Origin of the sequence: Spongiactinospora sp. TRM90649 (assembly GCF_029382225.1) — a bacterium.
Classification (GTDB): Bacteria; Actinomycetota; Actinomycetes; order Streptosporangiales; family Streptosporangiaceae; genus Spongiactinospora.
In genome coordinates, this window is the sequence record NZ_JARLTC010000006.1 from 343,697 (window position 1) to 356,360 (window position 12,664).

The following is a 12,664-nucleotide window of genomic DNA, read 5'->3' on the forward strand; positions in this document are numbered from 1 at the left end:
GTAATCCTTCGGAACTGTGAAGGCAATGCTTCACGGTTGCGGGTACGGTTTGCACATGAACCGGGACAGGCCGACGCCGCTGAGCGATCCCAAGGCCATGCGCGCCCTGGCCCACCCCGCACGGCTGGCGATCCTCACCAGGCTCCAGATCGAGGGATCGGCCACGGCCACCGAGGTGGCGGAGGTCGTCGGCGTGACGCCCAGCGCCGCCAGCTACCACTTGCGGATGCTCGCCAAGTACGGGTTCGTCGAGGACGCCCCGCCGCGCGGCGACGGCCGTGAGCGGCTCTGGCAGGCGCGCGACCGGGGGATGGCGGTGAACCCGGAGCCCGGCGACGAACCGGAGGTCCGGGCCGCCAAGGACCTGCTGATCCGCACGATCCGGGCCGACGCCGACGGCGAGGCGACCCGCGCGCTCTCCCAGCGGGACCGTGAGGCCGTCGAGTGGCGGGAGGCGGCCGTCTGGTCGCGGTCGATCCTGCTGCTGGACGCCGAGGAACTGCGCACGCTCGGACGGCGGATCGAGGAGCTGATCGCCCCTTATCGCATCGTGGAGCGCGGCCGGGAGGGCGTCTCAACCGGGGCCCGGGTCGCCGAGGCGCAGATCAACCTGTTCCCGCGCGCCGACCGCCCGGCCCACGGCCTGCCGACCGAGGACCACGAATCCTCGCGGGGACAGGCACGGGAGCACGGCGGTTAGACCGGCTGACCCGGCGTGGTCAGGTACACTTTGCGATGGCCTGTGCCCGCAGGCCGACTACGCGCGCCCAACAGTGACGCCGTTCTCTCGGTCCGGATGCGAGTCCGGTTGGAACGGCGCGGGGGCGCCAGGGCGGTGGCCGTACGGCTGCCGCGAAACCGAGACCGCGCCCAGTGATGGGCGCCCCGACCAGGAGGCACCATGGCTCCCGTCGTCACCATGCGACAGCTTCTCGAAAGCGGCGTTCACTTCGGTCACCAGACCCGCCGCTGGAACCCCAAGATGAAGCGCTTCATCTTCACGGAGCGCAACGGCATCTACATCATCGACCTGCAGAAGTCGCTGTCCTTCATCGACCGTGCCTACGACTTCGTCAAGGAGACCGTCGCCCACGGTGGCACGATCCTCTTCGTCGGCACCAAGAAGCAGGCCCAGGAGGCCATCGCCGAGCAGTCCACCCGCGTCGGCATGCCCTACGTGAACCAGCGCTGGCTGGGCGGCATGCTCACCAACTTCTCCACCGTGCACAAGCGGCTCCAGCGCCTGAAGGAGCTGGAGGAGCTCGACTTCGACAACGTGGCCGGTTCCGGGCTCACGAAGAAGGAGCTCCTGATGCGCCGCCGCGAGAAGGAGAAGCTGGAGCGCACCCTGGGCGGCATCCGCGACATGGCCAGGGTCCCGAGCGCGGTGTGGATCGTCGACACCAAGAAGGAGCACATCGGCGTCAACGAGGCGCGCAAGCTGGGCATCCCGGTCGTCGCGATCCTCGACACCAACTGTGACCCCGACGAGGTCGACTACCCGATCCCGGGCAACGACGACGCCATCCGCTCGGTGAGCCTGCTCACCCGCGTGATCGCCGACGCCGTCGCCGACGGTCTGATGGCGCGCGCCGGCGCCGGGCGCGGCGACGAGAAGCCCGCCGGTGCCGAGCAGGCCGAGCCGCTGGCCGAGTGGGAGCGGGAGCTGCTGGAGCGCGCCGAGGGCGAGGCCCCCAAGGACGAGGCGCCCAAGGACGAGGCCCCCGCCGAGGCCGCGAAGGACGAGGCTCCTAAGGACGAGGAGCCCAAGGACGAGGCTCCTAAGGACGAGGAGCCCAAGGACGAGGCTCCCGCCGAGGCCGCTCCGGAGGCCCCGGCCGTGGAGACCACCGAGGCCGCGGAGACCACCGAGGCTCCTGAGGCCGCCGCCGAGGGCGAGCAGCAGCAGGGCTGAGCCCCCGCCGCACGGTCGCGCGGGCACGCGAGCGGGGTCACCCCCGCTCGTGTCCCCCGGCAAAGACCCGCGGCGAGGCGAAGCGTCCCGTGGCCCCATCCGCAGCACGGTTCCACGGCACCGGTCCGGCCGGGTCGCCGGGAATCTCCCCGGGTGGGTGGGCTTGACCGCCCACCCGGTCCCACGAAGACTTCAGACGACTCCCACGAGGGAAAACAATGGCTTCTGTGAACATGGCGGACGTCAAGCGGCTCCGCGAACTGACCGCCTCCGGCATGATGGACTGCAAGAAGGCCCTTGAGGAGGCCGACGGCGACTTCGACAAGGCCGTCGACCTGCTCCGCATCAAGGGCGCCAAGGACGTCGGCAAGCGCGAGGCCCGCACCGCCTCCAATGGCCTGATCGCCGTCAAGCACGTCGGCGACTCGCTCGCCGCGCTGCTCGAGCTCAACTGCGAGACCGACTTCGTCGCCAAGTCCGAGCGCTTCCAGGAGGTCGCGGCCACCGTCGTCGAGCACATCGCCGACGCCAAGCCCGCCGACGTCCCCGCCCTGCTGGAGTCCCAGGTCGGCGGCAAGTCCGTCAAGGAGCTGCTCGACGAGACCAACGCGGCGCTCGGTGAGAAGATCGAGATCCGCCGCTTCGCCGTCCTCGAAGGCGGATTCATCCTCAGCTACATGCACAAGACCGACCCGCAGCTTCCCCCCGCGGTCGGTGTGCTGGTCCAGCTCGACGAGCCGAACGCCGAGGTCGCCAAGGACATCGCACAGCACACCGCGGCCATGGCGCCCAAATACCTCGACCCGGACAGCGTGCCGGCCGACGTGATCGAGAAGGAGCGCGCGGTCTTCGAGCAGATGACCCGCGAGGAGGGCAAGCCGGAGGCGGCGCTGCCCAAGATCGTGGACGGCCGGATCAACGGCTGGTACCGCGACTTCACCCTGCTCCAGCAGGCGTTCGTCAAGGACAACAAGAAGAGCATCGCCAAGGTGGCCGACGAGGCCGGGGTGAAGGTCCTGGGCTTTGTCCGGTACAAGGTGGGACAGGCTTAGGCTTACTAGCAGCTTGAACAGCCCATACGAGGAGGCCGCCGTCGTGCAGGAGAACCCCGAACCCGCTACGCCGGCGGTTTCATCGCATTCGGCGCCGTTGCGCTGGAAGCGAGTGATGCTCAAGCTCTCCGGGGAGGCGTTCGCCGGGCGGGAGCCGCTGGGCATCGACGGGGCTGTCGTCGGTCAGCTCGCCGACTCCATCGCCGAAGTGGTGCGCGAGGGCGTACAGGTGGCGGTGGTGGTCGGCGGCGGCAACATGTTCCGCGGCGCCACCCTCTCCGAGCAGGGAATGGACCGTGCCCGCGCCGATTACATGGGCATGCTGGGCACGGTCATCAACTGTCTGGCCCTGCAGGACTTCCTGGAGAAGCGCGGGGTCGAGACCAGGGTCCAGACGGCCATCACCATGCAGCAGGTCGCCGAGCCGTTCCTGCCGAGGAGGGCGATCCGGCACCTGGAGAAGGGCCGGGTAGTTATCTTCGGGGCCGGGCTGGGCTCGCCGTACTTCTCCACCGACACCTGTGCCGCCCAGCGCGCGCTGGAGATCGGGGCGGAGGCCCTGCTGAAGGGCACGCAGGTCGACGGCGTCTACGACTCGGATCCTCGCAAGAACCCCGATGCCGTACGCTTCGACCATCTGGAGTACGGCGAGGTCCTCACCCGCGGGCTGGGAGTCATGGACGCCACCGCGATCAGCCTGTGCATGGACAACGGCCTGCCCATCGTGGTCTTCGACCTGCTGGGCGATGGAAACGTGCTCCGGGCGGTCCGCGGTGAGAAGATCGGCACGCTGGTGAGTCCGGCAAGGTAAGTCAAGCCCGCGGTCCGCGGAGGCCCATTCTCTTCGCGGGCGGGGAGGACAACCCCTCGTGGGCAGCGAATTAGGGAGCCGCAGTGATCGACGAAACTCTCCTCGAAGCCGAGGAAAAGATGGACAAGGCCGTGACCGTGGCCAAGGAGGACTTCGCGGGTATCCGCACCGGCCGGGTCGCGCCGTCGATGTTCAACAAGATCAACGCTGACTACTACGGCACGCCGACCCCGGTCCAGCAACTGGCCTCGTTCCATGTGCCCGAGGCCCGCATGGTCATCATCCAGCCCTACGACAAGGGCGCGATGACCGCGATCGAGAAGGCGATCCGGGACAGCGACCTCGGCGTGAACCCGGGCAACGACGGCCAGATCATCCGCGTGGTCTTCCCGGAGCTGTCCGAGGAGCGCCGCAAAGAGTACATCAAGGTCGCCAGGTCCAAGGCGGAGCACGCCCGCGTCGCGGTGCGCAACATCCGCCGGCACGCCAAGGAGGCCCTGGACAAGCTCGTCAAGGACGGCGAGACCGGGGAGGACGAGGTGCGCCGCGCCGAGAAGGAGCTGGACGACCTCACCCAACGGCACGTCGCGCAGATCGACGAGCTGCTCAAGCACAAGGAAGCCGAGCTGCTCGAAGTCTGACAAGCGGCTCGATCGCCCGATCGAGAGCCCTGGCCGAGGCCCGGCCCGGGGCGCTGGCCGCGAAGTGCGTGAGAGAGTGAGACGTGCGTGGAATCTGCCGCCGACGGCGCCAGTCCCCCCGACGCCGGCGGTGACGGAAAGAACCGGCCCGACGGCGTGACCGGCCGCACCGGCCGGAACCTCCCGGCCGCGATCGCCGTGGGCCTGGGCCTCGGTGCGCTGGTCATCGGGTCGCTCTACGTGTTCAAGGTGCTGTTCCTGGTCGTCGCCGCCGTGGCCGTGGGTATCGGGGTGACCGAGCTGGTGCGGGCCTTCGCCACGCGGGGCATTCACGTGCCGCTGGTCCCGGTGCTGGCCGGGCTGGCGCTGATGGTCGCGGGCGCGTACTGGGGCGGCCCCGCCGGGTTGGTCGGCGGTTTCGCGGTCACGCTCTTCACGTTGCTCGTGTGGCGCATGTTCCGGCGAGGCGACGGCGAGTCCGGAGGCCATGTCACCGACGGTTACGTCCGTGACGCTTCGGCGAGCGTGCTGGTCGCGGCGTATCCGGCGTTCCTCGCAGGTTTCGTCGGGCTGCTGCTGGAACCGGCCGACGGCCCGCACCGCGTGGTGATCTTCGTCGCGGTGACGGTCGCCAGCGACATCGGCGGCTACGCGGCCGGGGTGCTGTTCGGGCGGCACCGGATGGCCCCGGTGATCAGTCCGAAGAAGACCTGGGAGGGCTTCGCCGGTTCGGCGCTCACCTGCGTGGTCGTGGGCGCGTGGCTGGTCACCTGGCTGCTGGACGGCGAGCTCTGGCAGGGCGCGCTGCTCGGCGCGGTGTTCGTGGTCTTCGCGACGGCGGGCGACCTGGTGGAGTCCGTGATCAAGCGCGATCTGCGGATCAAGGATCTGGGCACGCTGCTGCCCGGCCACGGCGGGATGATGGACCGCCTCGACTCCCTGGTGGTGACGCTCGTCCCCGCGTGGGTGCTGCTCGAACTGTTCGCCCGCTAGATCATCCGCTGGGCGCTACGCCGTGAAGCGGGAGTCCGGCAGCCGGGCCTCGCCGCGCAGTTCGGCCTCGGTGGCCGGGGCCAGCCACAGCCAGCGCACCGCCTCGCCGCCAAAGGCGAATCCTGAGATGTCCGGCACGCCGGGCGGGTCCGCGCGCATGATGACCCCCGCGTAGCCGGGCCCCAGCGGGAACGTCGCGGGCTCGTGGTACCACTTGGCGCTGTGGCCGTGCCCCAGCCAGGTCACCGAGTGCCAGGGATACTGCGCCAGCCACAGGAACAGCCTGGCGGCCTCCCTGGCGTCGCCACGGGTGGCCAGGGCCAGCTCCACCCGCGCGTACGCCTCCGGCCGGTCGATGTACTGCTCGACCGTGGGCATCCGCTGGCAGCTCATCCCCACCGTGGACAGCACCGTGTGCGCGCGGTCGCGCTCCGGCGGGCGCTCGCTGATGCCCACCGTGGGCAGGCGCTCGCCGCTGATGTCCCAGTAGCGGCCCGCCGTGCCGACCCGGACGTCGAGATGGCCGAGCACGAACTGCTGGAAGGACGGCCACGCGCCGTCGGCCGTCCGCCACTGCCAGTAGGCGGCGGCCTTGGTGACCCGGGGCGACAGGCCTTCCATGGCCTCGTCGAGCCCCCACGCGAACGAGGTCTCGCCGATCGCGTCGCGGGAGTAGCCTGGCATGCCCCGTGTCATGTCGGCCCAGCCGGGGATGACGGCCAGCAGCTCGTTCCCCTCGTACAGCGCGGCGCCGTCGCCCTCCTCGAACCAGAGCACGGACAGCGTGCCGAGGTGGCGGCGTCCCTCCGGGTGGCGCGTGTTGGCGCGGGGCATCACCGGCGGCAGGCCCGCGACCAGCCTGCCGGGGTCGGCGTCGGCCGGCGCGGGGCCGTGGTTGGCCAGCCAGACGGCTCCGTGCACCTCTCCCGTCGGAGCGCACAGGTAAGCTACTGAGGAGATCTCGTCGCGCTCGACCACGAGCGTGCGGCTGCCGTACGGGTTGGCGTCGGTCAGCAGGACCTCGGCGCCGTCCGCGGGCCGGCGGCCGTCGCCGTGGTCGCCTGCCGGGTCGGCCGCACGGGATGTCGCCATACATCCGCACTTTAGATCAACGCCGCCCCCGGTCCACGGGATGTCGCGACAAAGTCGGAGCGATTGTCGGAGCGAGTCAGTGTCGAGCGAGTCAGTGTCGAAAGAGAGCGTCCAGACGGTGCCGTCCACGTCATCCACGTCCTCCAGCCCGAACGAGGTGTCCGCCGACGGGCGTCCGCTGCTGACCTTCGCGGCGCCGCGCCGGGCCAAACCCGCCCGTCACCTGGCCGACCTGTCGATGGCCGAGCGGCGCGACGCCGTGGCCGAGCTGGGCGAGAAGGCGTTCCGGGCCGACCAGCTCTCGCGGCACTACTTCGACCGGCTCACCCACGACGCCGCGGCGATGACCGACCTGCCCACCGCCTCGCGCGACCGGCTGGCCGAGGCGCTGCTGCCATCCCTGCTCACGCCGGTGCGCGAGATCGTCTGCGACGGCGGCACCACCCGAAAGACGCTCTGGCGGCTCTTCGACGGTGCGCTGGTCGAGTCGGTGCTGATGCGCTACCCCGAGCGAGTCACGATCTGCGTGTCCTCGCAGGCGGGCTGCGGGATGAACTGCCCGTTCTGCGCCACCGGCCAGGCGGGCCTGACCAGGAACATGTCCACGGCCGAGATCGTCGAGCAGGTGGTCGCGGGGGCCAGGGCGCTGGCCGCGGGCGAGGTGCCCGGCGGGCCGGGCCGGGTCAGCAACATCGTGTTCATGGGCATGGGCGAGCCGATGGCCAACTACAAGGCGGTGATCGGCGCGGTCCGGCGGATGACCGACCCCTCGCCGCACGGCCTGGGCATCTCCGCGCGCGGCGTCACGGTCTCCACCGTTGGCCTGGTCCCGGCGATCGGCAAGCTGGCGGCGGAGGGGCTTCCGGTCACCCTCGCGCTGTCGCTGCACGCGCCCGACGACGAGCTGCGCGACACCCTGGTGCCGGTCAACACCCGCTGGAAGGTCGATGAGGTGCTCGACGCGGCCTGGGACTACGCCAGGATCACCGGGCGCCGGGTCTCCATCGAGTACGCCCTGATCAAGGACGTCAACGACCAGGAGTGGCGGGCCGACCTGCTCGGGCGCCTGGTCAAGAACCGCCTCGCGCACGTCAACCTGATCCCGCTGAACCCGACCCCCGGCTCCAAGTGGACGGCCTCCCGGCCGGAGGACGAGCGGGCGTTCGTGCGCCGCCTGGAGGCGCACGGCGTGCCGGTGACCGTCCGCGACACCCGGGGCCGGGAGATCGACGGCGCCTGCGGCCAGCTCGCCGCCGCCGCGCCGGAGGAGTGAGCCGCTACGGCCGGGTGCGCCGCAGCAGCGAGTAACCCGCGAGCGCGACGGCCGACCACACCAGCGTGGGCGCGGCCAGCCCGGCCAGGTCGGCGCTCAGCGTGCCGTCGGCCGCCGCGCGCATCCACCGCATGACCGGCACGAGCAGCGGCCCGGCCGGGGTGATGCTGAGCAGCAGCAGGCCGAGGAACCCGCCGAACAGCGCGAGCATCGACACCCCGGGCGAGGGCATGATCGGCCTGCTGGTCAGCGCGCCCAGCGCGGTGCCGACCGCCACACCGAGCAGGTGCAGCGCCACGCCCTGCGCGAGCACGGCCCCGGCGGGCGTGCCGGTGAAGGCGATCAGCAGGGGAGTGACCACGGCGATCGCGGCCAGGCCGCCGTTGACCGCCAGGCAGGCCGCCAGCCCCGCCGCCACCTCGCGGCCGGGGCCGCCCGCCGAGGTCATCGACACGATCCGCTGCGCGTCGGGCTCGGTGTCCAGCAGCCCGCGCGCCGCCCAGGCGAACACCACGATCAGCAGCCCGGCCGAGTCGGCGTACGCGGACGGCTCATCGCCCGGCGGCACGCGCACCGCGTAGAAGATGCCCAGCATGACCACCAGTGCGAAGACGGGTTGCAGCAGCCGGTGGGAGCGGGCGTAGGCGGCCACCTTGAAACGGACCAGTGCCGTCGTCACGCGCCCTCACCCCGTCCGGCCGCCGGGAGCGCCGCCCCGGCCTCGGGCCGCGAGGGGCGGACACGCACTTCGTGGCCTTCCTTACGCAATCGCGCGGCCAGTTCGGCGGCGGTGGCGGAGAGCGTGACCACCTCCACCACCGACAGCGGCTCCTCGTCGCCGCTCTCCACGGGCGTGACCGTCGTGTCGGCCACCGAGAGGATCCGGCGGGCCGCCACCTCCCGCAGTTCGCCCTGGTGGTCGCTGACCACGACGATCCCGCCGTCGGCCGCGATCTCACCGGCGATCAGCGGCAGCTCGGCGCGGGTGCGGGTGTCCAGCCCGGCGAACGGCTCGTCGAGGATCAGCAGCCGGTTCTCCGCCGCGCCGAGCAGGGCCTGGGCCAGGCCGACCTTGTGCGCGCTGCCCTTGGACAGCTCGCCGAGCGGCCGGGAGAGCAGCGGGGTGAGGCCGAGCCGTTCGGGCCAGTCGCCGGCGCCGGAGACACCCCGGATCCTGGCCATCGCGGCCAGGTAGCCCGCCACCGTGAACGGCTGGTCGCCGGGGAAGGTCTCGGGCGAGTAGCCGACCAGACGAGGACGGCCCGCCACCGCCCCCCTGGTGGGGCGCAGCGCCCCGGCGAGCAGCCGCAGGAAGGTCGACTTGCCCGCCCCGTTGCGCCCGACCACCTCCAGCACCTGCCCGGGAGGAAGATCCAGGCTCACGTCGCGGAGAATCCACGGGCCGCGCCGCGCGTAGCGGAATGAGACGCTCGACAGTCGCATAGGCAACCCAGGCTATTGGCCGGATGCCCGAACTGCGGTCAATAAGCAGTTTTCGCCATGTTGACGATATTGAGGGGGTTCAGTCCACCACGCCGATCTGGCGGGCCGCCCGCAGCGCCAGCCACACCTCGGCGAATCCGGCGCTGGACGACAGGTCTCTGCCGGTGAGCGCGGCGAACCGGCGCAGCCGGTAGGCGAGCGTGTTCGGGTGGACGTGCAGCGCCCTGGCCGCGTCGTCGAGCCTGCGATCGCGCTCCATCCAGGTGCGCGCGGAGTCCAGCAGGCGAGTCTCGTGCTCCAGGTCGTAGCGCAGCACCTCGCCGAGCACGTATTCGACCAGCGCGTCCAGCACGGAGGGGTCGTCGGGCAGCCAGCGTCCCGCCGTGTCGTCGCCGTACGGCACGAACGGCTGCCCGGACTCGGTGGCCCGCGCCACCGCCCAGACGGCCTCGCGCTGCGGCACCCGCAGCGACGTTCCCGGCGCGAACGGCCTGCTCGCCCCGGCCGCCACCCCCCGCAGCTCGGCCACCGCGTCGTGGGCGGCGGCGGTGTCGGCGGTCAGCACGTATAGGTCGTCACGACGGCGCAGCATCAGGTGGGGGCACTCCATCAGGGCGCGGTCAAGGCCGTCGTCGTCCACCTCACGGACGATGAGCAGCCGCAGTCGGCCCTGCTCGTCGCCGGGGTCGGCGGGGAGGCCGAGGCGGCGCAGGCGGCGCCGTACGGCGGCCGGTTCGAGCACGTCCTGCAGCATCTCGGCCAGGGTCTCCGCCCCTTCGCGGCGCTGCGCCTCGTGCTCGTGACGCGCCATGGCCAGCCGCAGCGCCGCCACGGTGGCGATGTGCTGGGCCACGGCGAGCCCCGCCGGGCGGGTGTCGCCGCCGCCCAGGGCGACCAGGAACCCGGCCGAGCCGCCCGGCGAGGGCACCGGCAGCGCGAACCCGCCCGGAATGCCCGGCGGCGCCTCGGGGGAGCCCGGCAGCACCGAGGGATCGGGCGGCACGGGCACGTCGGGCAGCAGTGGGCGGCCGTGCGGCGTGCACAGGTAAAGCCGGTAGCCCGACAGCCGCTCCAGCCGGCGGAACAGCGTGGCGGTGCCGAGATCCTCCGACGCCATCCAGCGCAGCGTGTCGAACACCTGGAGCTGCGCCCCGATCCGCTGCCCGGAGTCTTCTCTGACCGCCGCCGCGACCTCCTGCGCGATCGCGATGAACGGCACCGCCCTCGGCACCTCCAGCACCGGCAGCGAGCGCTCCTCGGCGGCGGCGAAGAACTCGTCGTGCAGCGGCGGCGCGTACATCTGCGCGGACAGCGTGAGCGCGGCCACACCCGCGTCGTCGAGGCGCAGCAGGTAGTCGCGCTGTTCGGCGGCCAGGCGCGGAATCGCGATTCCGGTGGTCATGATGACCTCCGCGCCGAGCAGCCACGGGGTCGGGTCGTCCAGCTCGCTGACGTGGGCCCAGGAGACGAGTCGGGACAGCCCCGATTCGCCCGCCAGCACGCGCATCTGCAACTGGGGGAACTGGACGAGCTGCTCGACGGTCAGCTTGCCGCTCGGTGTCACTCTGGTGGGGGCCTTGTGTTCGGCCACAGGGCCTACCGTACCTCTTTGTGGCTATGACAGTTGCGCAGGGCCCCCGCGCTGTTGAAACTGGTCATCAGGTGCGAGACGAGCTGATCCCTCCGCAGGTCGAAACGCATATACCCCCAGTTCCCCCGAAATCCCTCAGGGCATGTGGTCGCGCCGATCATGCGCGATCGGCGCGGCCACATGCCACCCGCGCGGTCGGGAGACCGCGGCCGAGAGAGCCGGAGGACGGATGAACGGACGGGCTGTGGCCGAGGGCGGTTCCCCTGATCCTCGGACGCCGGGAGCGGGTGCGACCGCGCCTCCGCCGATCACTGAGATCGAGACGTACGGGGTCGAGCGCATCCCCGCCCACGACCGCACAGCCCGTCCGCTGGACCTCTTCCGGGTCTCCTTCGGCGGCGCGAACACCTTCGCCACCTGCGTGCTGGGCGCGTTCCCCATCCTGTTCGGCCTGTCCTTCTGGCAGGGGCTCGGCGCGACCGTGGCCGGGCTGCTGGTCGGCGCGCTGATCCTGGCCCCCCTCGCCCTCTTCGGCCCGCTCAACGGCACCAACAACGCGGTCTCCTCCTCGGCGCACCTTGGCGTCCACGGCCGTGTCGTCGGGTCGTTCCTGTCGCTCCTCACGGCCATCGCGTTCTTCTCGATCTCGGTGTGGTCCTCCGGCGACGCCCTGGTCGGCGGTGCCGCGCGGCTCGTCGGACTGCCGGCGAACGGGTTCTCGCACGCCGCGGCCTACGCGGTGTTCGCCGCGCTCGTCCTGATCGTGTGCGTGTACGGCTTCCGCTTCATGCTGTTCGTCAACAAGATCGCGGTCGCCGCCGCCTCGCTGCTCTTCGTGCTCGGCGTGTTCGCCTTCGCCGGTGACTTCGACGCCTCCTACCCGGGCACGTTCGCCTCCACGGCCGATCCGCTGTTCCTGCCGTCGTTCATCGGCGCGGCGCTCATCGTGCTGTCCAACCCGGTGTCGTTCGGCGCGTTCCTGGGTGACTGGTCCAGGTACATCCCGGCCGCCACGCCGCGCCACCGGGTCATGGGGGCGGCTTTCCTCGCCCAGGCGGCCACGATCCTGCCGTTCGGCTTCGGGCTGGTGACCGCCTCGATCATCGCCGCGAAGGCCGCGCCGTACCTGGACCCGGCCGCGCCCAACTACGTGGGCGGGCTGCTCGCCGTCTCGCCGGGGTGGTACTTCCTGCCGGTCTGCCTGATCGCCCTGATCGGCGGCATGTCCACCGGCACCACCTCGCTGTACGGCACCGGCCTCGACCTCTCCAGCGTCTTCCCCAGGTTCAGCCGGGTACAGGCCACCGTGCTGATCGGCGCGCTGTCGATCGTGTTCATCTTCCTCGGCCGCTTCGCGCTGAACCTCACCCAGAGCATCTCCACCTTCGCCACCCTCATCATCACCTGCACCGCGCCGTGGATGGTGATCATGACGCTCGGTTACCTCACCCGGCGCGGCTGGTACGACCCGGAGGCGCTGCAGGTGTTCAACCGCCGCCAGCGCGGCGGTCGCTACTGGTTCACCCACGGCTGGAACTGGCGCGGCGTCGCCGCCTGGGCGGTCTCCGCCGCGCCGGCCATCGCCTTCACCAACATCCCCGGCCAGTTCGTCGGCCCGCTGGGCGGGCTCGCCGGGGGAGTGGACATCTCGCTGCCACTGGGGCTCGGCACCGCCGCCGTGCTCTACCTGCTGCTGCTCGCCGTGTTCCCGGAACCCCGCGCGGTCTTCGGCCCGCGCGGGCCTCGTCTGGTCCGCGCCGCCGACACCCCGGTTCCGCCTATCATCGGCCCCGGAGGCACGGGCGCGGAGCATCCCGCCCGGGTGTGAGCCGGGTGTGAGCACGTGAGAGGGG

Annotated in this window: 12 protein-coding genes; 8 read left to right on the top strand and 4 right to left on the bottom strand. The window is 71.4% G+C overall.

Annotated features, from left to right (window positions below):
• Window positions 1-55 precede the first annotated feature (55 nt).
• The 6 genes from P3X83_RS08900 to P3X83_RS08925 all read left to right on the top strand — a co-directional run bounded on the left by P3X83_RS08900 (window position 56) and on the right by P3X83_RS08925 (window position 5,412).
• A complete protein-coding gene (locus P3X83_RS08900) occupies window positions 56-700 on the top strand; it encodes a helix-turn-helix domain-containing protein (RefSeq protein WP_277304408.1) in 645 nt (214 codons plus the stop codon).
• Between the two features lie 201 nt (window positions 701-901).
• Window positions 902-1,915, top strand: a complete 1,014-nt coding sequence (rpsB, locus tag P3X83_RS08905; RefSeq protein WP_277304409.1) for a 30S ribosomal protein S2 — start codon at window positions 902-904, stop codon at window positions 1,913-1,915.
• A 218-nt stretch (window positions 1,916-2,133) separates the two neighbouring features.
• Window positions 2,134-2,967 carry a translation elongation factor Ts gene (tsf, locus tag P3X83_RS08910; protein ID WP_277304410.1) on the top strand — a complete coding sequence of 278 codons (834 nt, stop codon included), beginning with the start codon at window positions 2,134-2,136 and terminating at the stop codon, window positions 2,965-2,967.
• A 115-nt stretch (window positions 2,968-3,082) separates the two neighbouring features.
• A complete protein-coding gene (gene pyrH / locus P3X83_RS08915; protein WP_277304484.1) occupies window positions 3,083-3,778 on the top strand; it encodes a UMP kinase in 696 nt (231 codons plus the stop codon).
• 83 nt (window positions 3,779-3,861) lie between these two features.
• Window positions 3,862-4,419 carry a ribosome recycling factor gene (gene frr, locus P3X83_RS08920; RefSeq protein ID WP_277304411.1) on the top strand — a complete coding sequence of 186 codons (558 nt, stop codon included), beginning with the start codon at window positions 3,862-3,864 and terminating at the stop codon, window positions 4,417-4,419.
• A gap of 87 nt (window positions 4,420-4,506) precedes the next feature.
• Window positions 4,507-5,412 carry a phosphatidate cytidylyltransferase gene (locus P3X83_RS08925; protein WP_277304412.1) on the top strand — a complete coding sequence of 302 codons (906 nt, stop codon included), beginning with the start codon at window positions 4,507-4,509 and terminating at the stop codon, window positions 5,410-5,412.
• A gap of 15 nt (window positions 5,413-5,427) precedes the next feature.
• Here P3X83_RS08925 and P3X83_RS08930 read toward each other — a convergent pair whose 3' ends face one another.
• Window positions 5,428-6,504 carry a suppressor of fused domain protein gene (locus P3X83_RS08930; protein WP_277304413.1) on the bottom strand — a complete coding sequence of 359 codons (1,077 nt, stop codon included), beginning with the start codon at window positions 6,502-6,504 and terminating at the stop codon, window positions 5,428-5,430.
• 178 nt (window positions 6,505-6,682) lie between these two features.
• Here P3X83_RS08930 and rlmN point away from each other — a divergent pair, with 178 nt between their 5' ends.
• Window positions 6,683-7,777 (top strand): 23S rRNA (adenine(2503)-C(2))-methyltransferase RlmN, encoded by a 1,095-nt coding sequence (gene rlmN, locus P3X83_RS08935; RefSeq protein WP_277304485.1) that lies wholly within the window; start codon window positions 6,683-6,685, stop codon window positions 7,775-7,777.
• A 4-nt stretch (window positions 7,778-7,781) separates the two neighbouring features.
• Here rlmN and P3X83_RS08940 read toward each other — a convergent pair whose 3' ends face one another.
• The 3 genes from P3X83_RS08940 to P3X83_RS08950 form a co-directional block, all read right to left on the bottom strand.
• A complete protein-coding gene (locus P3X83_RS08940) occupies window positions 7,782-8,456 on the bottom strand; it encodes a hypothetical protein (protein ID WP_277304414.1) in 675 nt (224 codons plus the stop codon).
• Entirely contained in the window at window positions 8,453-9,220 is a 768-nt protein-coding gene (locus P3X83_RS08945) for an ATP-binding cassette domain-containing protein (protein ID WP_277304415.1), read from the bottom strand. Before P3X83_RS08945 ends, P3X83_RS08940 begins: the two co-directional genes overlap by 4 nt.
• A gap of 79 nt (window positions 9,221-9,299) precedes the next feature.
• On the bottom strand, window positions 9,300-10,811 hold the full coding sequence (locus P3X83_RS08950; RefSeq protein WP_277304416.1) for a PucR family transcriptional regulator: 1,512 nt from the start codon (window positions 10,809-10,811) through the stop codon (window positions 9,300-9,302).
• Window positions 10,812-11,040: 229 nt separating this feature from the next.
• Here P3X83_RS08950 and P3X83_RS08955 point away from each other — a divergent pair, with 229 nt between their 5' ends.
• Window positions 11,041-12,639 (top strand): cytosine permease, encoded by a 1,599-nt coding sequence (locus P3X83_RS08955; RefSeq protein ID WP_277304417.1) that lies wholly within the window; start codon window positions 11,041-11,043, stop codon window positions 12,637-12,639.
• Window positions 12,640-12,664 lie beyond the last annotated feature (25 nt).